This window comes from Cytobacillus sp. FSL R5-0377 (assembly GCF_038004385.1).
GTDB lineage: Bacteria > Bacillota > Bacilli > Bacillales > Cytobacillaceae > Cytobacillus.
Genome location: NZ_JBBORA010000002.1, coordinates 41,037 through 61,940, shown reverse-complemented (window position 1 = coordinate 61,940; position 20,904 = coordinate 41,037). Strand labels below are relative to the sequence as shown.

24 protein-coding genes and 1 pseudogene are annotated in these 20,904 nt (G+C 36.7%); 21 read left to right on the top strand and 4 right to left on the bottom strand.

Going from position 1 to position 20,904, the window contains the following annotated elements; genetic code table 11:
• Positions 1–11: 11 nt before the first annotated feature.
• Positions 12–1,280 (bottom strand): tetratricopeptide repeat protein, encoded by a 1,269-nt coding sequence (locus NSQ49_RS25230; RefSeq protein ID WP_251283958.1) that lies wholly within the window; start codon positions 1,278–1,280, stop codon positions 12–14.
• 687 nt (positions 1,281–1,967) lie between these two features.
• Here NSQ49_RS25230 and NSQ49_RS25225 point away from each other — a divergent pair.
• The 8 genes from NSQ49_RS25225 (at position 1,968) to NSQ49_RS25190 (ending at position 8,604) form a co-directional block, all read left to right on the top strand.
• Positions 1,968–2,294 carry a hypothetical protein gene (locus tag NSQ49_RS25225; RefSeq protein WP_113885545.1) on the top strand — a complete coding sequence of 109 codons (327 nt, stop codon included), beginning with the start codon at positions 1,968–1,970 and terminating at the stop codon, positions 2,292–2,294.
• Between the two features lie 294 nt (positions 2,295–2,588).
• A complete protein-coding gene (locus tag NSQ49_RS25220) occupies positions 2,589–3,119 on the top strand; it encodes a hypothetical protein (protein WP_159868138.1) in 531 nt (176 codons plus the stop codon).
• Entirely contained in the window at positions 3,119–3,535 is a 417-nt protein-coding gene (locus tag NSQ49_RS25215; protein WP_159868135.1) for a hypothetical protein, read from the top strand. The genes NSQ49_RS25220 and NSQ49_RS25215 overlap by 1 nt, the downstream gene beginning before the upstream one ends.
• Before the next feature lie 18 nt (positions 3,536–3,553).
• Positions 3,554–3,934, top strand: a complete 381-nt coding sequence (locus NSQ49_RS25210; protein ID WP_159868132.1) for a hypothetical protein — start codon at positions 3,554–3,556, stop codon at positions 3,932–3,934.
• 1,042 nt (positions 3,935–4,976) lie between these two features.
• Positions 4,977–5,132, top strand: a complete 156-nt coding sequence (locus NSQ49_RS25205; protein WP_113885506.1) for a YvrJ family protein — start codon at positions 4,977–4,979, stop codon at positions 5,130–5,132.
• A 150-nt stretch (positions 5,133–5,282) separates the two neighbouring features.
• Positions 5,283–5,891: a sigma-70 family RNA polymerase sigma factor gene (locus NSQ49_RS25200; protein ID WP_159868129.1), complete on the top strand. Its 609-nt coding sequence runs from the start codon at positions 5,283–5,285 to the stop codon at positions 5,889–5,891.
• Positions 5,888–6,139, top strand: coding sequence for a helix-turn-helix domain-containing protein (locus NSQ49_RS25195; RefSeq protein ID WP_159868126.1), 252 nt, complete (start codon positions 5,888–5,890; stop codon positions 6,137–6,139). The genes NSQ49_RS25200 and NSQ49_RS25195 overlap by 4 nt, the downstream gene beginning before the upstream one ends.
• Before the next feature lie 161 nt (positions 6,140–6,300).
• Positions 6,301–8,604: a glycoside hydrolase domain-containing protein gene (locus NSQ49_RS25190; protein ID WP_159868123.1), complete on the top strand. Its 2,304-nt coding sequence runs from the start codon at positions 6,301–6,303 to the stop codon at positions 8,602–8,604.
• A gap of 68 nt (positions 8,605–8,672) precedes the next feature.
• Here the strand turns inward: NSQ49_RS25190 and NSQ49_RS25185 are convergent, their stop codons facing one another.
• On the bottom strand, positions 8,673–9,212 hold the full coding sequence (locus NSQ49_RS25185) for a hypothetical protein (RefSeq protein WP_159868120.1): 540 nt from the start codon (positions 9,210–9,212) through the stop codon (positions 8,673–8,675).
• A gap of 192 nt (positions 9,213–9,404) precedes the next feature.
• Between NSQ49_RS25185 and NSQ49_RS25180 the strand changes: the two genes are divergently transcribed.
• The 13 genes and pseudogenes from NSQ49_RS25180 (at position 9,405) to NSQ49_RS25125 (ending at position 19,130) form a co-directional block, all read left to right on the top strand.
• Positions 9,405–10,004 carry a hypothetical protein gene (locus tag NSQ49_RS25180; protein WP_159868117.1) on the top strand — a complete coding sequence of 200 codons (600 nt, stop codon included), beginning with the start codon at positions 9,405–9,407 and terminating at the stop codon, positions 10,002–10,004.
• A gap of 485 nt (positions 10,005–10,489) precedes the next feature.
• Positions 10,490–11,212 carry an endonuclease/exonuclease/phosphatase family protein gene (locus NSQ49_RS25175; RefSeq protein WP_159868114.1) on the top strand — a complete coding sequence of 241 codons (723 nt, stop codon included), beginning with the start codon at positions 10,490–10,492 and terminating at the stop codon, positions 11,210–11,212.
• 226 nt (positions 11,213–11,438) lie between these two features.
• Positions 11,439–11,789 carry a DUF6018 family natural product bioysynthesis protein gene (locus NSQ49_RS25170; RefSeq protein WP_159868111.1) on the top strand — a complete coding sequence of 117 codons (351 nt, stop codon included), beginning with the start codon at positions 11,439–11,441 and terminating at the stop codon, positions 11,787–11,789.
• A gap of 44 nt (positions 11,790–11,833) precedes the next feature.
• Positions 11,834–12,490 carry a RadC family protein gene (radC, locus tag NSQ49_RS25165; protein ID WP_159868108.1) on the top strand — a complete coding sequence of 219 codons (657 nt, stop codon included), beginning with the start codon at positions 11,834–11,836 and terminating at the stop codon, positions 12,488–12,490.
• Positions 12,490–12,903, top strand: a complete 414-nt coding sequence (locus tag NSQ49_RS25160; protein WP_019379597.1) for a single-stranded DNA-binding protein — start codon at positions 12,490–12,492, stop codon at positions 12,901–12,903. The genes radC and NSQ49_RS25160 overlap by 1 nt, the downstream gene beginning before the upstream one ends.
• 76 nt (positions 12,904–12,979) lie before the next feature.
• Complete coding sequence (locus NSQ49_RS25155; RefSeq protein ID WP_009336504.1) at positions 12,980–13,255, top strand: hypothetical protein; 276 nt, start codon at positions 12,980–12,982, stop codon at positions 13,253–13,255.
• Positions 13,256–13,633: 378 nt separating this feature from the next.
• Positions 13,634–13,930 (top strand): DUF6094 domain-containing protein, encoded by a 297-nt coding sequence (locus NSQ49_RS25150; protein ID WP_341071711.1) that lies wholly within the window; start codon positions 13,634–13,636, stop codon positions 13,928–13,930.
• A gap of 679 nt (positions 13,931–14,609) precedes the next feature.
• Complete coding sequence (gene ltrA / locus NSQ49_RS25145; RefSeq protein ID WP_341071709.1) at positions 14,610–16,415, top strand: group II intron reverse transcriptase/maturase; 1,806 nt, start codon at positions 14,610–14,612, stop codon at positions 16,413–16,415.
• Between the two features lie 99 nt (positions 16,416–16,514).
• Positions 16,515–17,306, top strand: a pseudogene (locus NSQ49_RS25140) (DUF6094 domain-containing protein); the annotation flags it as partial.
• Between the two features lie 58 nt (positions 17,307–17,364).
• Positions 17,365–17,565, top strand: coding sequence for a hypothetical protein (locus tag NSQ49_RS25135; RefSeq protein ID WP_159868105.1), 201 nt, complete (start codon positions 17,365–17,367; stop codon positions 17,563–17,565).
• A 26-nt stretch (positions 17,566–17,591) separates the two neighbouring features.
• A complete protein-coding gene (locus tag NSQ49_RS25130; protein ID WP_159868102.1) occupies positions 17,592–17,870 on the top strand; it encodes a hypothetical protein in 279 nt (92 codons plus the stop codon).
• A 79-nt stretch (positions 17,871–17,949) separates the two neighbouring features.
• The gene (locus NSQ49_RS26780; protein WP_396106433.1) at positions 17,950–18,282 is read left to right on the top strand and encodes a transposase; all 333 of its coding nucleotides are present in this window, start codon (positions 17,950–17,952) and stop codon (positions 18,280–18,282) included.
• The gene (locus NSQ49_RS25125) at positions 18,222–19,130 is read left to right on the top strand and encodes an IS3 family transposase (RefSeq protein ID WP_445662641.1); all 909 of its coding nucleotides are present in this window, start codon (positions 18,222–18,224) and stop codon (positions 19,128–19,130) included. Before NSQ49_RS26780 ends, NSQ49_RS25125 begins: the two co-directional genes overlap by 61 nt.
• Positions 19,131–19,441: 311 nt before the next feature.
• Here NSQ49_RS25125 and NSQ49_RS25120 read toward each other — a convergent pair whose 3' ends face one another.
• Positions 19,442–20,125 (bottom strand): DUF421 domain-containing protein, encoded by a 684-nt coding sequence (locus NSQ49_RS25120; protein ID WP_159868096.1) that lies wholly within the window; start codon positions 20,123–20,125, stop codon positions 19,442–19,444.
• Positions 20,126–20,148: 23 nt separating this feature from the next.
• Positions 20,149–20,727 carry a CBO0543 family protein gene (locus NSQ49_RS25115; protein ID WP_009336498.1) on the bottom strand — a complete coding sequence of 193 codons (579 nt, stop codon included), beginning with the start codon at positions 20,725–20,727 and terminating at the stop codon, positions 20,149–20,151.
• Positions 20,728–20,904 lie beyond the last annotated feature (177 nt).

Below are 20,904 nucleotides of genomic sequence, written 5' to 3'. Positions count from 1 at the left end.
GTGACACTCCTTTATTTGGTTAGGTTTGATTTATTAAGAAATTCTCTTGAATACGCAAAATATTTAGCAGCATTTTTATATTTTCCATTAGCATAATGGTGATCCCCCAGAAACAGACAGTAATTAGATAAGGAAAAATACTTTTTTTCCATTTCCAACGCGGGAATTACTTTAGAGAACAATAATTTCTGTAATTCTTCATATTTATCAAGCAATAATAGATTATAAAAGTTAAATTCTAAATAAAACTGATTTTTTAAGTCAGGGTGTTTAATCAACAATTCAAAGCCTTTTTGAACTAGCTGAAATGCCTCTTTATTGTTATTTCTTTTATGTAATTCCTTAACTAAAGAAAGGATAGTTTGAACGTGAACATAAGGGGTCAATTGATCTTCCTTACTTAAAATTTCTTGAAAAAGATCAATTGCTTTATCTATCTCTCCGATGACACCGTACAGAAACCCTAAATTATGCTGGATTGTTAAGTAAATATCTTTGTAATATATCTGGCCAGCTAAGTCTAAAGCGGTTTTATACTGAGAAATTGCTTCCTCCATATTATTATTCCTTCGATGAGTAATCCCTAATAAAACATGACAGTCCACACATCTCTTTAGAAGATAAAGCTCCTGGTAAATCTCTAGTGCTGATTGACAATATTTTAAACAAATAGCGGTTTTTTTCAATCTTGCGGCAGCGAGCGAGTAAGCATAGTATAGGTCAGCTATTTCTAAATTATTTAACGTAAACATCGTAACTAGGCTCACTGATTTTTCAAAAAAATATAATGATTTCTCTGCCTTTTGGGTGTGGTAGTAATAATAACCTAATGCTTTATAAAAGAAATATCTTAACTCAGATGGAAGCTGGGCTTCTTTTGAAAAAATTGATTGTATCAAATGGGGGAGTTCTTTAAACTGCTTTCTTTCCACAAAGTAGAAAATAGAAATAACTTCAAATCTCAAATTTAACGCTTCTGAAAAGTCCTTATTTAAAAGTTCCTTATAAACTTTCTCTGCATTTTGAATGTCCTTATTTAGCAGAAAGTTATAAAATCCTTGAATCTCTCTTTCTCCAAATTCATTGTTAAGAGTGCTATCCTCAATACCTAATTTCTTAATTAATAAATTTTTAATTTCTTCACTCGGGTAAATGACTCCGTTTTCTATCTTAGATAGATATGAAATCGAACAAATTCCCTTTGCTAGTTCATTTTGGTTTATTTTCTTTATTGTTCGTACATATTTAATCTGTTGGCCAAAGGTAAACTTCTCAAGCATTTCCTCCCCCCTTCCTATAACAAGTTATATGTATATTTTACTATCTTTAGTAATATATTGTAAGTTGTGTGTAGGGGAGTTTGTCGATGAACGGGTATGAAATTTACAGATAAAGCATCAATAAAAACAATATAGTTCAAGAAATTGAACTTTTATTAAAGAATTTCCTATTTTTTTAGTTGTTTTCCACTTTTATTGAATAACTAATTGAAATATCTAGGAAAATGCAGTAGGTATATTGATCGAGAACTGAAGTTTGATAAACAAATTAGAGGGTAAGTATCAGATATGCATAAAGTCCTAAAAAATTGTTGCAAGAAAATATTTACTCTAGAAAAGGATAAATGTATTATAAATTAGCCATTCTAGTTTAACATTTTATGCAATCACGAACTTGTGTTCGCTATTAAGAAAAGGAATTTTTTAGTATACTTTATTAAACAAAAGTATCTTAAATTTTATGGAACCTTATATTATTAGGGGGAATAATTAGCTTAAGATAAAGTAGAGTATCATCAGGTTTATCCTACTGATCATTTAAAAAACCAGATAAATCAATTGGAAAATAACCACTGATAGCAACTGATTTTAAATTTGTACTCTAATTTATTGTGAAAAAATACAATTAAACCTACATTCATCTTGTAAATTAAAACTAAGAAAATCTATAGTTAAAGGATGATAGAATTGAAACAAGAAGTCATTTTAAATGTACTATTTTATATAAAGAGAACAATTTTTAGAAATGAAGAAAATAATAACCTTATTGAACTCATTTATATAACAAAAGAGGAAAAAGAAATAAAGAACGGTATTTCTCTTACTACTCCTGAAATTTTGACATCTTATATTAATGAATTTAATGAACAAAATCTAACAGGGTTAAATTTGTCTTATGAGGAAGGGGTAGACCAACAAGTATACATTACAAAAGAAGAAGCTGAGTACTTACTGGAGATTTCTGCAGATGAACAAAAGTTTGTGGAAGCTTGTCATAACATTTTAAAAGCTTGAACTAGGATGGTGAGAAATGGTAAAATCAAACTATAGTTTTTATTGATTTTGTAATTTTATTGCAACCATATTTAGGTTAGCAGGTCCTTATATAAAACATATGCGTCCTTTGGGATGATCTAGAAAACACTATTTTTGTGTTTATTTTAGAACATTCTAAAGGGCGTTTTTTTGCGTTTTAGAGGGGGCCCATTAGAATCATTAAAACTATAAAGTAAAAACTTTATAGAAGGGTTGTGTTGTTAATGTTTAAAACAAAGGCTAATTTTTTCTGGCGAAATGGAGGAGATTGTTATGTTTAAGTTAACATGCTTTGCTCCGATTGAGCCTGAACAGTTAGGAAAAGCTTTAAAGAGTATCCACTTCAAACAGGTGAGAAATGGATTTGAATGGGCTATTGATGGTTCAACTTTTCGTATTGAGCCATTTGAAAACCAGCCTAGAACTTCGCTAAAAGGGTATCGAATTACATTTAATTGTGATTTATCTGGAGGGTTGTATTTATTTGATCTATCTTTAGGATGCCTCGGTGCATATGTAACAGGGATTGAATTTATACTTGAACATCCATCAATGTTCCATGCTAATTGGATGAAAGAGATGCGTAAAAGGCCATCATTTAAAATGATAGATGCGAGAGGGCTATTTTTCAAAGATGGAATTAACATTGTTCTAGTAAATGACTCAGTGACAATTAAAATTCATAGCAGAAAAAATAAAAAACTAATATTGGCGGATTGTATAAAACAGATTGATCTTATTCGGGAAGAACTGCAGCCGAATGATTTCAATCTGTTTTCGTTTCAAAGGGAGGATATCGCATAATGGTTGAGTTTTACACCAAAGATGCAACGCAGTTTATTGTTACTTCTGAAAAGATTTATCGAAATGGTGAAGTCGTAATTCAGGGCAATATTCATATTCATCATCTCATATTAAATGAGCCAGCGTGGATTGATGTTCAGCAAGGAGAAGATAAACCACCCATTTTTCTTAAACTTGATAAAGTATCTGCTGTATTACCTAGCCAGGAATTCTTTAACGGGGATAGGTGCCATCGGAATGCTTACCAGGTTTCCTTCTATGTTCATAAAACAGAGGGTTGGGTCATGGAAAAGGAAGTATTATCAGCTGTTAATGATATGCATGTACGCCAAATTTTAAAGGCTAAACATGGTAGAGACATTCGTTCAGTTTCTTCTGAGCTTTTATCTGATACTGAACTTTCAATTACTTATTAACCTGGAGGGGATTAAAAAATGGAGTCAATTATTTATAGAGTTTTACTAAGCGGCCATAAGTTTGCTAAGGATGTAATTGTGAACGAGGATAATTTGTGTAGCTTTCTTCATACAGTACGAAATTGTCCTTTAGTTGTAGTTATGGGACCTGAAAATACTATATCTCTACGCATAGAACATGGAAACATTATTGGAGATGAAAAGATCAAAAACCAACTGCAGGAGATTGAACATGCAGAACAAGCGGGAAACTGGAGACCTTTATCTCTGTATCAAATCTCTTACTATTGTATACTTCATGAAACCGTTTACTTATATGCAGAAAACCAGGAACAAGCCAAGAAAGATTTCTTAACTTGGTCAATTTTTGAACCAGAGGTCATTGTTTTAGTGGCTTAATCTTAGAACTCCATACTCCCTTTCTAGTGGGGAACTTATTCTCAGGTTCCCAATACTAGATTAGGGAACCTAATGAAGTGAAAGAAATGAGTAGAATACCAGCTGCAAGATTAATGGAAAAGTTCATTGAGGATGGACACTACCCAGAGTTTAAAAAAACTGAGGGGACGTATTCTGCCTCATCATTTCGATATCCATATACAAAATACGTTTTACCTTCGTCTTGGCGGTAATCCACCTTTAAAACATTATATGATTGTTTGATAATTTCAAAATTAAATTCCATCTAATCACCTCACCAATATATTTTCCCAAAAAATAGACAAAATCCATGATGAAATTAAATTGGCAGAGCAAAGAACTGAGAAGAGTTCCTTGGTTCTTTTTTACGTTCTTTAATTATACAGGGTTCAATTTGGCTTCTCTTTTGTTATTACCCAAGTACAAAATACCGATCATAAAAAAGTTTTGCCGAACGGTTGTGAAAAGGAACCGGCATGGCTCTTTATGATTACGTAACCAAAAAAATTAAGGAGTGTGGAACAAAATGGCATGTAAAGAAACGTATCCAGGTATCTGTTCAAGTGAAACAAGGGTGACCGTCTGCGGTTCATCTTACTCAGCAAGTGCTATCTCTGGCAGTGTCCGTGTGAATACCCCATGTACATTCAAATACACGATGACATTGCAACGATGGGATCATAATATCGGGCAGTGGTTTGATTCAGGATCACGCACCGGATACAGTAACGATGGGATCTCCCAAACATTCAATTTATCTAGGAACAATTTTGACTATCGCCTAAAAGTAGAGCCAAATGCGTCTGGGGCGCGCGTTTGCTATTCGCCAGTGTTTAGACACTAAACGCCTGCTATTCCCAGCTGTGTGACGACACGAGAATAAGAAAAGGAACCTCTCATGTGATTTTTTGCCTGGGAGGTTTTTTATATAAAAAAATCGTGTTAAGGGTTGTAAAATCTAGTGCCGAACGTTCTTTATCTACTAGGTAGGAAAAAAATAAGCATAAAGAGAGGATTTTTTATGAGTACAATCGATATTCCTTTATGGACTACTATTCTGGGCAACTTTGGATTCCCTATTGTGATTACGATCTACCTCTTTTTGAGGTTTGAGAGGAAACTGGAAAAGTTAGAAGAAGTCATACTGAAATTAGCGGAGGTCATAAACAAAAATTAGGATAAATGAAATCGTCTGCGTAAATTCTCCAAAATTATACAAAATTTTGGTACAATTTAAGAGAGGTAAAGCTAGTCAAATAGGAAAGACCTATTTTTTTTGGTCATCAATACGAACGTACGTTCCGAAAAGGAAGGTGGGCGTTTGAAAATGCGCAATTTATCGACGGATTTGACAGGGTATTTGAAGGCGAACGAAGATCAATTGAAAAACTCTATCATTCATTCATTTTTGGCCATTCCGGAAAATATGGAGCTATTAAAACAGGTAATTGAAGGCCCAAACGATCATTTAATCCATCAATTAGATGAATCGTTTAAGGAATTTTACTTTCGGATCAGGTTTACTAGCTATCTATCTAAGACCATTCATTTTCACTCCATCAACTTTGATAAGAGGCATAGACAAAATACTGATAGGTTTAGATTGATCTTGGATAAACCTTTGAGCAGCGAAACAGAAACATCACTCCTCGATGTGCTGGCGACAACAGAGTTCAAGAACGAACTTAGTGAGATTGAGATGTCATTCGGGATCGAGGACCAGCTTACGAATTATTGGCTATACGAGGGGTATCGGCAATTGACGGAAAATCAGCGCCAAATTATAAGTTTGGCCTATCTTCATGGTTTGACCGACTCAGAGATAGCCCATAAATTAAATCGATCCCAGCAGGCAGTTTCAAAAAGTCATGCGAGGGCTTTGAAGAAAATGAGAGATTTTCTCGAAACGGCAAGTAAGAGGGAGGAACATAGATGAGAGATAGTTTATATACGCTTGTAAAACGATCCAAGACGGATGTTCAATCAATGAATAGGGTTATCGAGATGTTTTCCCCGAAAATTCTATCTTCCCTGAACCAAACCAACCATCAGGATAGGGAAGATTTATCGCAAGAGATCAAAATGAAATTGTTACTTTGTATAAAAAATTTTGATGTGGAAAACACTCCAGGCTATTTTCAAATGATGGAGCAACTCAAAGAACGAGACGTTGCGCAGCGATGAATCATACATGAGATTTGGGGGACGGGAAAAAAATTGTGTAAACGGGTTGTATTTAACCATGTGAGTCTTTCTCTATTAAGTAGCTATTCATAGGAACGTGGGGAACGCTTCCCCGAAGTTCCTATGAGTAAGTACAAACTAAAACGAAGGAGTGTTTGGATATGGATTTAATGGTCTTAATGGTTCAAGAATGGGTCAACAGCACATATGGAGGACGAAACGGTTATGTGCCAGCTCCGGAAAACGGAAAAACAGGGTGGTCAACGGTATATGCCCTCACGCGTGCCCTGCAGATTGAATTGGGGATTGGAACCCCGGCCGACAATTTTGGACCTGGTACAAGTTCCGCTTATAAGGCTTGGGGTGAAATGGAATTTGGGAAAGTACCCGAAACGACGAAAGGGAAAAATATCGTTCAAATCCTACAAGGGGCTTGTTATTGCAAAGGTTATGATCCAGGCCGCTTCCATGGAATTTTTGATGAGAACTTAAAGAATGCCGTGATTCGACTGCAAACCGATGCGGGATTGCCCGTTCGTAACGGAAAAGTATATGATTACGTGTTTAAAGCGTTCCTGACCATGGATGCCTATGTTCTGACAATCGGCGGCGATCCTAGAATTCGGCAAATGCAGCAGGAATTGAATAACAAATATTATACAACATCCGGCGTGCAGCCATGTGACGGCCATTATCAAAGAGGAACGAATAGAGCGTTGATCTATGGCATTCAAACAGAAGAAGGGATTGAGCCAAGCCTTCAAACAGGCAGCGTGGGCCCGACGACCAGGGACCGATTGCCGACATTAAGTTTAGGTAGCAGTGGCAACTTTGTTAAGTTGCTCCAATATGCCCTCTATGTGAACGGGTTTGACCCTGGAGCCTTTAGCGGGATTTACGACAGTGCCGTCAGACAAGCCGTACTGAGTTTTCAAAGTTTTTGCATGTTGCCTGCTGATGGTGTCACTGGAAAGCAAACATGGCTTTCCGCTTTAGTGAGTACCGGGGATTCAACTAGAAAAGGGACGGCTTGTGATTGTGTAACCATGATTACCCCTGCGCGGGCTCAAGCACTGAAAGCGGCAGGGTATCAGACAGTGGGGCGTTACTTAACGAATGTGCCTAATTCCTCGTTGAATAAAAAAATTCAACCTGGTGAGCTGCAGAACATCTTCAACGCTGGATTGACTGTCTTCCCAATCTATCAGACAATCGGGAGTTATTTGGACTATTTCAGTCTTGAACAAGGTCGCATTGACGCTCAGGCGGCGTTGAATGCCGCCAGGGAGTATGGCTTCTTGAAGGGTACAACCATTTATTTTGCTGTGGATTTTGACGTCCTTGGTCACGAAATAACAGAGAATATCATTCCTTATTTTATTGGGGTGAACGAGAGAATGAGTAATCTTGGGGGTATTTATAAAATCGGGGTTTACGGGCCAAGAGCGGTTTGTATCCGAGTTTCTGCGCAAGGGTTGGCCACAACAAGTTTTGTGAGCGGCATGTCCACTGGATATAGTGGTAACCTTGGTTACCCTCTCCCTGGGAACTGGGCTTTTGACCAAATTTCCACTATTTCGATCGGTTCTGGTACTGGCCAAATCGAAATTGACAACAATATCAAGTCTGGCAGATACAATGGGGAAAGCAAAGTAGACCCTCAAGCTCAATACCCTGACAATCCAGACATGTCGAACCACGTATTCTTTGATTTAGTGGATAAAATCTATGATATTGCGTTTGATCACACGGGTGGGGATATTCCAGAGGCAAATATACTCGTATGCCAATATCTGAGAGGAAAGCGTTATTTTGGATCTCTTTGGAATATGGCAGCTGGTTTTTTGGATGACGAATTTATGGCTAAGGTAGATAGTCAATTATATAACCCAACCATTAATGAAATCTACGATCCAAAATTTAAGGTCGATATAGGTGTTTATCATTTAGCAGCCACCCTGAATAGTGTTTTACATCATGGAACGATCAATAAGGCCATTGTGGATTTTGCTGGTTGGGCCGGGGATTTGGTTGACGCTGCTGGGACATCTGCGGTTGCAGAGGGTTTCGACTCAGCTTATGACGCAGCATTACACCTAATTGGGCATCTCGATGAAACCAAGAGTAGGTTTTCAATGACCGATTTTATAGGGGATGTGGATGCGGTGAACATCGGAAATATGCTACTCAATATCCCACAACCAATAAATAGTTTATTGCGACATTACTATGAAGATAGATATAAAGTACGGTTCAGTCTGTTCTTTGAAAGCCGATTCTCGGGAGACCCTAATTTAGTGCAATCTCAAAGCACGTACGTACTGACATCGGATGAGGCGGGTATGTTGGAGATTCGAAGGCTTTTCATGTTTGCATTCGAAACTCCTGGTTATTCGATTGAGCAAGGAGAAGAAGTCGCCAGGGCCTTCAAGGACATCCTTGTTCGGCTATCAAACGAAGAATAGAGTTCTCGAATCAAAAAGGCTAACCACCATATGGCGGTTAGCCTTTCTTCTTTGAATTTGGCGTCGAGTTAATCGTTTTGGTATTGCAATTCAATCGTTTTAAACTGATGCTTATAATTAAAAGCATAATGGACGATTAATGTATTGGGTGACTCCCATTCCAATTCATAGGTCCCTTCCGAAAATGGTTTGTATTCCCGATCGACATCGAGCCTGGTCTTGGTCAAAGCGGTCATGAATAAGCCTGTATTGGAAATCTGGTAAAGTTTGACATACCCTTTTTCGATCACCACAAATTTTTCGCTTTGATCGGGTGAGGAGAACGTGGTGTATTTGGTTTCCATGAGCAGATTCGGTGCGCTAGTCACTAAGATGAAAAAGATCCCAACCCCTATCGCCAACCATTTCATCCCTTTATCCGTTAACATATATACAGCTGAAATGACGGCTGCAATAATGAGCAAGGCGCTTATGGTATGATGCCCGATGCCTTTGGATGGCGGCCCTAGTTGAAAGTAAATACCCTTTGTATCCATCACCAATTGTATGAGCAGAAGGAATAAGCTGACACCAAGGCCAATGATGGCCATCTTATTACGTTTGATCATTAGATTTAACCCTCCCTTACCTTTGAGAACCTATCGCACAAAGTATATCATAATTAAGATCAATACATTGCGAGAACTCTTGTAGATGGTTGGAAAGACGAATATAATGGATATGTGAAATATTAGAAGATTGCCATCATCCATTTTAGAAGAATGCGGGTCATGGTTTCTGTTAAAGGGAGGACTGTTTTATTGAAAATCATTAAAATCGGATTGGTCGGTATGTTGGCAGCCGGATTGTTGACGGCATGTAATGGAAATGACGCTAAATCGGTTACGAAAACGGACGATCAGCCAGCCGCGGTTGAAAATGATACGGTTGAATTTTCTCCGGAAGCAAAAGAATGGATTGCTGAAATGGCGGCGGAGTTCAATCGGGCACCGGAGGAAAGTTTTGATGAATTAAAGCAAGAAGATGTTGGATTTGTTTATTATACAAAAGCCAATGAACTCTATGAAAATATGCAGCACTATATTGATGACAAAAATGAAAGTTTCGATGAGGACTTTGCCAACTTGCGAATGCTTGCAGCTGGAATAAGCCATGATCAATTTGAACGGACCGCCCATATCGATGATACGGGGAAAGAAAAGGACAACCTTGAAAATGCTGAGGATTGGAAACCCGTACCGGCAAGCATGGAGACGGCGTATCAATACATGGGACAATTACTCAACGATTTGGACGTTGCCATCAATAAGGGCGGCAAAGGGAATTCTTTTGGAGTGTCACACTTAACGAATGGCGACAAGGTGAATGAACTGGAGTCGTTTATAAAACAGGACAGCTGATAAAAAACACCTTTCTTTGGAGAGGTGTTTTCTTTTCGCCGATTAGTCGAATCACTATTTATCTTTGAAAATTACAAAAAACCGGACAGAGTTTCTGTACCGGTTTTCGTACACCTGTATGACCATAGCGACCGACTGTATGCCTGGTATTCTCCTTCTGACTTAAATATGTGTTTGATGTTTTTTTGTGAGTCACTTGACCTGTAAATAGAGTTGAGCCACGCTGAAAACTTACTTCTCATTGGTTTCATAAAAAAAGTGTACGTTAAAACCAGGCTGAGGTTGGATTATGTTATTGTCGAAAATGAGAATATCTATCAATATAGGCCTAAGTATCTACAAATTTCACGGTATATTTTAAATTGTGTTAATTAATAGGAAAAAGGAGGATATGAGTATAAGAAAAAACAAATGATTTCGGTGTTGGTTTTTGCAGTATCTCTGACAACCCTTAAATACTATAAAACTTATATAGGAGTATCTAGATGAAACTAATTGTTTGGAATGCTGCAATGCGTTTTAGAGATAAATTGGAACACTTAAAACCCTATCAAGCAGATATTTTAATTATTCCAGAATCCGAATCTCCGGAAAAATGGGGACAAACTAAACTCCAAGACGTTAATCAATTCCTTTGGTTTGGTGAGAAAGTTAATAAGGGGATTGGAATATTTACATTAAATGAACATTATAAAATTGAACTTCACCCTTTGTATAACAAGGATTTTCGCTATATTATTCCGTTGTTGGTAACTGGAAAACGGAATTTTATTCTCTTTGCGGTATGGTCACAAAATACAAAAGCAAAATTTGAAAGTTACATTGGTCAAATATATTTAGCCCTAAAATATTATGACACTTTGTTGAAGGAACCCTGTGTTATTGCTGGGGATTGGAATAGCAATAAGAACTTTGATCATATCAGGAGGGTTGGTACGCACACGGATGTTGTCAATCTATTGAAAAGTAAGGGTATAACTAGTACATACCATCATTTTTATAACGAAGAGCATGGTGATGAGTCACAGCCTACCCACTATTTTCGAAAAGAATATGCAAGACCATTTCATATCGATTATATTTTTACTTCTACACATATACTACCATCGCTAATTAAAATGGAAGTAGGGAAACATGAAAATTGGATTAAATTAAGTGATCATATGCCTTTATTTACGGATTTTAAGGTATCCGACAGCAATAAATAAATAAATAAATATTGCCTATAAATCCAAATAATAGTAAAATAAATTTGTAACATTTTATTATTTTATTATTTTTAGCAACCAATCTTTGGTTAGCGGGCTATGTTTATTAAACGTATGCGTTCTTTGGAACGATTCTTTTACACATTTTTCTGTGTTTATTAGAGTCATTCTGGAGGACGCTTTTTTGCGTTTTAATAAAAAATATACCAGAAAGGTGGAAAAGAAAATGGCTGTTACAATGTCACTGTTATTAGGAAAACCAGGAGATGTTATTGAGGATTGTAGAAAGGAAATCAGGCTTTTACCCTCAAATGACAGGTATCGCATTTCTGCAGAGATACTTCTTAGAAATGGAGAGCGTCGCTATTTTCGAGCAAAGTCTATTGATAGGAAGTCTGCTACACAAGAGATACTCTTGTTTATTGCAGCTGTCGAGAATGCAACTGGAGAAACAATAATGTGGAGATTAAAGGGAGAGAAAACTTATCATATGAGCACTAATTATGAGGTAAGACCTTCTTTTATTCAGCGTACCAAAAAAGCCATTCTCGGGTACTTCTTCGACATCGAAGAGTAAGAGGCAATTAGTTTAAGAAAGCATTTAAGAGACTTTAAGAAAGGTTGTTGGAAACATTGAAAAATCATTTTGCAATTGCGAAAGAGGAGCTAGGCTTTTATGGTTTTGAAAATACTTCTCTACAAAATTTGTTAGCAGTATTAATTGGACCGAAAGCAAAACCAGTTGTAACTGGCCAGTTGTCTTCATTAGGAGTAAAAAGGCTCTCTTCATTATCTAAAGAAGAGTTACTTCAATATGAAGGTATTGGTGAAACAACTGCAGATCGAATTATCGCCTGTATTGGACTTGCTGGACTGCTCAACAAATATAAGTTTGAGGATAGCTATATTGTCAGAAGTCCTGAAGATGCTGCTAAATATATGTCTGATATGTCTACACTAGATCAAGAACATTTTGAGGTGCTATTTCTTAACTCAAAAAATGTGGTTATTGGGCGTAAGACAATATTTAAAGGATCTTTAAATGCAAGTATCGTACACCCTAGAGAAATCTTTCGTGAGGCAGTAAAACTAAGCGCAGCATCAATAATAGCTGGTCACAACCATCCTAGCGGAGACCCGTATCCTTCAAGGGAAGACATCGAAGTTACCAAAAGATTATCTGAGGCAGGGAAGCTAGTGGGGATCGATTTATTAGATCACATTATTATTGGTCATCACGGGAATTTTACTTCATTAAAAGAAAAGGGGTATTGTTAATGAATAGCCTTAACCTAGTGGGGCGACTTACAAAAAAGCCTATTATTAAAGGTGATGAACAGAAAGTTTGCCTATTCACATTGGCTGTTAATCGTAATTACACAAACCAAAACGGTGAACGTGAAGCTGACTTTATTCAGATAAAAACGTTTAAAAAGACTGCTAACAATTGTTATAAATACCTGGACAAGGGTAGTTTAGTTAGTGTTACTGCTTCTATTCGTACTGGATCTTATATGAAAGACAATAAGAAGATTTATACTATGGAAGTTGTAGCAGAAGATGTACGTTTTCTCGATACAAAGAAAAGTATCAATGAAAATAGTAATGGAGATCATCATCAATATAACCAATCCCATGATGACGACCCGTTCCCTGGTAGCGTTGAAACCCATGAGGAATGGCCATTTTAAGATTGGAGAGAATAAAGCGTTCGTTCCTTTGTGAATGAGCGCTTTTCCTTTTTAAAAAAGAATTTGGAGGCATAGAATGAAAAAATATCGTGTACTAGATGAGTCTAATATATTTTCTGCTAGTGCTGAGGAGATACGAGAATACCTAGAAGTAAGTTTTGGAGAAAAGTTTGGATTTCTTCCTATGTTTCAGGAATCGGAAGATGAAGGTTATTTAGAAATTTACCTCCATACTGATACTTATGAAATTTTGGAGGATCAGGAGCTTACTAAACTCGAAGAAATGGATATCACGGAGTCTGACTCCTTAAAAGCCATTTGTTCAATCTTAGGGCTTCGGATTGAAAATTAATAGATCTCCAAAATGAAGAAAGGGTCTTGTGTTTCCCTTTCTTTTTTAATTATGAAGGAGGAATTTTTTTGAATCTGCCAGATTGTTATCTCGATTCAGCAGTGACCGAACCGTTTTTTTAAAAGGCCAAGGAGTACATTCCCTTTTTAGCTTACTTCGGGATTCAAAGTGCGTTTGCATAGAAAGATAAGATGTTCAAAGTGGTTGCTTTGACCCACCTAAGGAATCATTACAAAAAAGGTGAGGTATCAAGGGACCAACTCAATGAGCTTATAGAATACTTAGATACTTTTCGCGATCCTTATCAGGACTTTTACGAAAAGGCTGGATTTCGGACTTGGACAGATACTAAGAATAATATTTTAGGAGGATTATTAAATGAGTCATGTAGGAAATAAAATTAGGGCTGGCTTCTTTGCCACTCCTGAACGACAAGGTGAGTATTTCGCTCACTTATTAGAAGTTGAAGGGAGCGGAGTGTGGCTAGATCCCACATGCGGTGAGGGTGAAATCCTTAAACAACTAACAGCTGCCTTTCAGAAAGAAGATTGTAGGATTACTACATATGGTGTGGAGTTGGATAAGGGAAGAGCGGATAAAGCAAAATCTGTATTAGACCATACAATTAATGCACCTATTGAATCTATGGTCATTGTGCGAGGCGTTCTTCTATAACTAGAGCAATCTAGGAAAAGAAGGGGCTATTCGTAATAGGAATAGTTACAACTGAATTAATGATAAAGAGGAATGAAAGCCTTCATGTTGAGCTGAAACTCTTTCCCTAAGACTCCTGCATGCATCTACTAATAGTGAATCAGAGATGTTTGAAGCCAGGCGAAGTCGGCTGAAATCAACCTAAGTTCTTTGAATATGGATGATGATAAGTCGGGGGGCTACAAAATAAATATGGTGAGAATGTTCTAAAAAGAACTGACGAACTGGCGAATGAACGGGTCTATATGATAGGAATACGAAAGTATTCTGCTCGCAACAGCGAGGTGAGTGTCGACTAGTAAGCAGATGACTATGAAAACCGACATATCCAACCATGAGGATATTAAGCTCACAGGCTCAGAGTCAGCACCTAAGTTTATATGTATAGCTAATTAATTCGGAACGTCGTAAGCGACAAACTTCTATATATCAGTCACTACTGGGAAGGTTGCTATAAGATACCTTGTATCGAAATGCATTCGTTGTCGTGAAAGTAGGGCCACAGTACCTATGAAACTATGGAAACATAGTGGAGGGATAGGCCCAAGTCTAGGATAGAACTAAAATTTGGTTTAATAGATGAGCTGCATCGGTCGAGTATGAATGTGGGGACAACTCAAAGAAAGGTGGAGTTGCCACAGTGCAGACGAGATTGCGACAGTGGGAGTACTACGGACTAACACCGATCTTTTCTGAATTATATAAGAAAAGTAAGAACGGTGAAAAGTTTAATAAACTTTACGAGATAATTACCAGTCGAGACAACATCCTTTTAGCTTATAGAACTATCAAGTCAAATTCAGGGTCTAAAACTCCTGGAACTGACGGAATTACGATAGACAGCTATAAACTAAAATCCCAAGAGGAACTAATCACTCTTATCCAAGAGCAATTAGTGGATTATAAACCTAAAGCGGTCAGGAGAGTCTATATTCCTAAACCCAATGGAGATAAACGTCCATTAGGAATTCCTAGCATGATTGACCGGATTATCCAACAGATGTTTAAGCAAGTCTTGGAGCCAATTTGTGAAGCGAAATTCTATTCACACAGCTATGGTTTCAGACCTTTAAGAAGTACATCCCATGCCAAATCCCGTTGCGATTCATTAATCAACCAGGCTGAACTACGCTTTGTTGTAGACGTTGATATTAAAGGTTTCTTTGATAACGTAAATCACCGTAGGTTAATGAAACAAATCTGGAATATAGGCATACAGGATAGAAAAGTTCTAGCAATAATCTCTAAAATGTTAAAAGCCCCCATTAAAGGTATAGGTATTCCAACAAAAGGAACACCACAGGGAGGTATCATTTCACCACTTCTGTCTAACATAGTCTTACATGACTTAGATGTATGGATCTCGAATCAATGGGAGAACTACCCATCGAAGTTTTCATACAAAAGACAAGGTGATAAGATAGCCGCCCTAAAACGTACCAATTTAAAGGAAGGCTACATTGTGAGATATGCTGACGACTTTAAAATCTTTTCAAGAAACCATAAAGCTGCACTCAAATGGTTTCACGCGGTAAAAGATTACTTAAAGGAAAGGCTCAAATTAGACATCAACCCGGATAAATCCAAAGTAGTAAATCTCCGAAAAAGAAGCACCGATTTCTTAGGTTTCACTCTAAAAGCAACCTCAAAGGGCAGCAGTTACTTTTCAAAAAGTAATATAAAGAGTGAAAAGAAGAAGCAAATTTTGAGACGTGCCAGAAAGCATATCTTGAATATTCGCAAAAACCCTTCCCGAGAAAACCTTATGAATTGGAACAGCTTCATTTTAGGAATCCATAACTACTTTAAATATGCGACTCATGTTAGTAACGACTTTACCGACCTGTCCCACAGGTTATCCCGACTGATATACAATAGGTTATCAAAAGTTGGAAAGCGGATTTATACAAGTAATGCACCACCAACATACAAAAAATTCTATGGCTGGTCCAGATACAGAGCATGGGTAATAAACGGTATCTACCTTTATCCTATGCAAGCTATTAAGACCAAAACAAACCTGAATTTCTCACAGGATCTAACACCATTCACGGAAAAAGGGAGATTGCTAATTTCTAAGAAATTGAAACCCGAAATCATGGGTGAAATTCTTAAATTGATGAAATCCCATATCCCTGAGGGTACCGCAGAATACCTAGACAACCGTCTTTCACGTTATTCAATGCAAATGGGTTGTTGTGATATTACAGGAGAATTTTTGTATGCGGATGATGTTCATTGTCACCATCTTACCCCTAGAAAAGAAGGAGGTATTGATTCCTTTGACAATCTAAGGATCATCCATAAAAACGTGCATAGACTGATTCACGCTTCTGACGAAGACACTATTGGGCGATACCTTATGTTACTAAATCTGAAGGCAAAGCAAATTCAGAAAGTTAACCAATATCGCAAGGCTTGTAATCTAAAACCAATTAGATTCTAAACTAGGTGGAACGCCGTATGAGGTGAAAATCTCATGTACGGTGTGGAGCGGGGGAAAAGGTGGAGATAGCATCAAAACCTTACCTATCGCTATCAAAATGAAGCTGTATCATTTTTATACTTAAATCCCCCATACGATTTCACAATGAAAGGGATAGATGATGAATCAGCTGACAGAAAAGAGTGGACTGAGCTTTACAGAAACACCAAATATCTTAAGGAACAAGGTCTCATAATGTATGTGATTCCTTCTTATCGTTATTCCGATAAGCGGATCGCTAGGTTTTTGGCCACACATTTTTATAATGTAGGCATGATGAGATTTTCGGATGATGATTATGATGATTTCCGTCAGTGTATATTTATCGGTAATAAAAAGACAGGTAAGCATAAGGAATTTAATCAAAAGCTGTTTGACTTCCTTATTCAAATGGAATCTGATGAATTTGTGATGGAAAATGTTACACCGGTAGACCGCTTCGTTGCTGCCAATAAAAAGTGGAGTGTTCCTGCAGGAGTAGAAAAATTAAGGACATTCTATACCAAGTTAGCAAATAAATCAGATTTTGTTGAAGGGATTCGAAAAAGTAAAGGGTTTCAGGCCTTTAAAAACCGTTCTAAACCACGCCAGCTAGATATTGGCAACCCTATTCTACCCTTAAATGTTGGCCAACTGGCTCTCTTACTAGCTTCTGGAGCCGTTAATGGAGAAATTGGAGAGGGAGATAATTATCACCTTGTACAGGGACTAGAGCTTGTGAAAAAAATTCCGAGTGAGGAAAAGAAAGTGCACGATAATGGCAGTGTGACCACGATTACAAAAATTCGCACACGACGTGAAGTCAGCGTTAAGGTAATCACGCCTCAGGGGAAAATTTTGAAGCTCGTTTAGAGACAATAAACTAACAGTCTTGACCTAAAGAACAACCTTTTTTATAGGAGGAAAGAATGTGTATTCCCATAATGAAATAGTATTCAAAGAAGAACAAATGAAGATGCTCGTAGCAAAGGATGCACTGCTAAAATTAGTGTATAAAGATATGATATGCAATAGGAAGCATTCAAGTGATGATGCATTAAAAATCATATTTAATGGCTATGTACTTGATGATCCGATCATGGAGGAAGAATATCGTAAATTCTCCAAGTAGTAATCTTTAAATTAGGGGGAAAAAGTATGTTAAAAAATAGTGCTAACCAATTACCTTCTAACACAGAAAAAGTTGTAAAAGAATTAATAGATATTTACTGGTCAGATATCTATAACTCTCAAGTGATTGAGAAAACTATTGAGGCCGCTGCCAACTTACCTATACCGCAAACCATACAGAAATTTATAAACTCTATGGATTGTATAGTTAAGTCAGAAATTAAGGTATCTCCTATGTACGTTATTGAACCGTATGGAGAGGCATTGGAAAAATTAAACCCTGGTTATTATTCTGAAAAATGTTAATGTCCCCTTTAAGTAGACATTCAAAAAAACCTTCATGTTACCATGGAGGAAAGAATACTACTTGGAGGGGATTTTTTCTATGGCAAAGAAAGGACAAACTTTTAATAGCTATTCGGAAGAGTTTAAACATAATGCCGTCATAAAATACGTGAATGGCTCTAAGAGTTATAAAGTATTGGCAGAAGAATTGGGAATCCGTAACTGCAGCCAGCTTAAAGTATGGGTTAAGAAATGGAAAGATGGAGTACCGTTTGATGAGCGTTCAGGAGTCTCTAACCCTTTAAAAGGTAGGCCTAGGACTAATTTCAAATCGGTTGAAGAGGAAAGAGATTATTTAAAAGCACAGGTTGAATTTCTAAAAAAGCAGTATCCAAATCTGCTAAAGGAGGAGGAAACATCCCCAGAAGAATAAAATATGAACTAGTTGATGAGTTAAGAGGTACCTATCCGGTCTCCTGGCTGCTGGAGATTGCCTATATCAAACCGGCTAGCTATTACAAATGGAGAAAAACGACTGTTAAACGGGAAGAGAAGGCTAAGGATGAACAAGACATTCGAGAGCACATCTTGGGGATTCATTTCATGAATCCTGAATTTGGCCGGCCTCGTATGACAGATGAATTAAATGAAAACGGGTATTTAATCAACCACAAAAGGGTCTATAGACTAATGACGGAAATGGACATACAATCTGTCATCCGAAAGAAGAGAAAATGGCACGGTCGTAATCCTTCTATCCTCTTTCCTAATCGCCTTAAAAGAAATTTCAGGGCTGCAGGACCTAATCAAAAGATGGTAACGGATATAACATATGTGTCTGTTGGAAATGAATTTTATTATTTATCGGTTATCCAGGACCTCTTTAATAACGAAATAGTAAGTTGGGAGCTATCTAAGAGAAATGATCTGGAACTTGTGTTAAATACAGTATCAAAGTGGACAAAGAAAAAAGACGTAGCTGAAGCCGTTCTCCATTCAGATCAAGGCTTTCAGTATACGTCAAAGCTATACAGCAGTCGATTAGAGGATTACAGCATCAAGGGCAGCCACTCTCGCAAAGGAAACTGCCTGGACAATGCCTGTGTAGAATCGTTCTTCTCACACCTCAAAACTGAGAAGCTGTATATAAATAAGTGTAGGTCAAAAGAAGAACTAGAAGAAGCTCTTGAGGATTACATTTACCATTACAATTACAAACGCAGACAAAAGAAACTAAAGAAACGCGCGCCGATAGAATATCGACACGCGCTCACTGCTTAGCTTTTTATGTTGTCTACTTGACAGGGACAAGACCAAAACGTAGAGTTTTTTATCAAGAGGATATGGACTTTATCATTTAAATACAGGAAAAAAGGCAAGGTTCTTTTGTTGGAACCTTGCTTTTTTATTACAGGGGTAGCGTCAGGAAAATGCGGATTTACAACGTTAAGGAAACCAAAATATAAAAAGTCTAATTTCTCGGTGTTATAAGTGAAAAATTAGGCTTTAGTTACTTCATTAAAGCGCCTGATTGTTGAAGACTAAAGTTTATATTCACCAAGAAAATTGATGTGCTCTTATCCTAACAAATTTTATTTAGGACTTACATGTATGCCTTCACTCTCTCGCCAATCTGCGTAAAGTATACGCTTTAAATTATCATATCCATTGGTAGTTAATTGGTTATCTAACCACTGTTGATCAAATCCGAGTTTATGTAAATTATCCCATAAAATTTCCCCATCTATAATTAACGATGTTGGGAGGTCTACTGGACTTTCTGGAAGATTGAGATCTTGCTTGTCTGGTTTTTGATACTTGGATTTTAATAATAAACTTATTTGCCCATTAGCTTCCAATATACCGTATTTGACTTCGCGAACTGAAAAGACATTATTTTGACGGAGTATACTCAATACTTGATTTACATCCAATTTGTTCTTTGTAAGTAACTTTCTGTCCATAACACCATCTCGAATGATGATGTTAGGATTGCCTAATAAGAGAGAACGTGTCGATTTATTTTTTAGAGTCATAAACTCTATTCCCAACATAAGAAACGTCCACAATCCGATGGCATATAAAAAATGAAAAATCCCTACCTTATCTTCATAAATGGTATTTCCTAAAAAATCTCCAAGTACTAACACAAAAACTAAGTGAAACGAGGTTAACTGATAGATGGATGTTCTGCCTGTTATGATAATGATAAAAAATAAAGTTGCAAAACCAACGATGACTTTGATCGTCAGTAAACCAATATTAACTTCTTCCAAAGTTTTTTCCTCCAATTTAAATTTTACTTAGTTGTAAGATCTTGAGGTTTAGATAAAGAGGCTAGTTTTAGTATTAAAGCTCGAGTTACAATTCCAACAATGATGTAATATATGAATGAATATCTGTATCTCCACTCTAAATAATTAACAAGTTTGACCCACTCGCAAAAGGGTTCACCTATATAGGCATATGTTAGTGCCATAATGATCTGGGCTAAAATAAAAGATTTCCATGTTCTAAAATATTGATATAACAACATGTAAGCTACAGGTACCATTGAAAAATCAAAAGGAAAGGCCCTAGGAATAAAAGGTAGGAATGCAATGGGGTAATCCCAAAAACTGTATTGTGCACCAACTACATCTAATAAGGTTGTTGTCAAGATAATTATGGTACCAAATAACAAAATTTCTAAAATAATGTCTCGTTTAACAAGTTTAGCCCATATAACCCAAGGCACAACTAAAAAAACGACTAGTATCCACCATTCCCAAGTTAAAAACTCATTTTTTAGCCAACCATTTAATTCTAAATGATAGAGCTTATCTTCTAATAAACGTATTTCCTTAAGATTTTCAAATATATTATCTATTGATATCACCTCTATATTTAAATGAAAAGGTAACAGATATTTTTGAATTCAAACTCTTTGAGCTGCCTTTTTAGTATTACCGTTTTTTAGTAATGAATTTCCATCGTAAATAAGAAAAAACCCATGTTGGAAGTTCTTATAATACACGGGTTTTCGACTTTTTTTCAAATAAGTCAGAAATATATT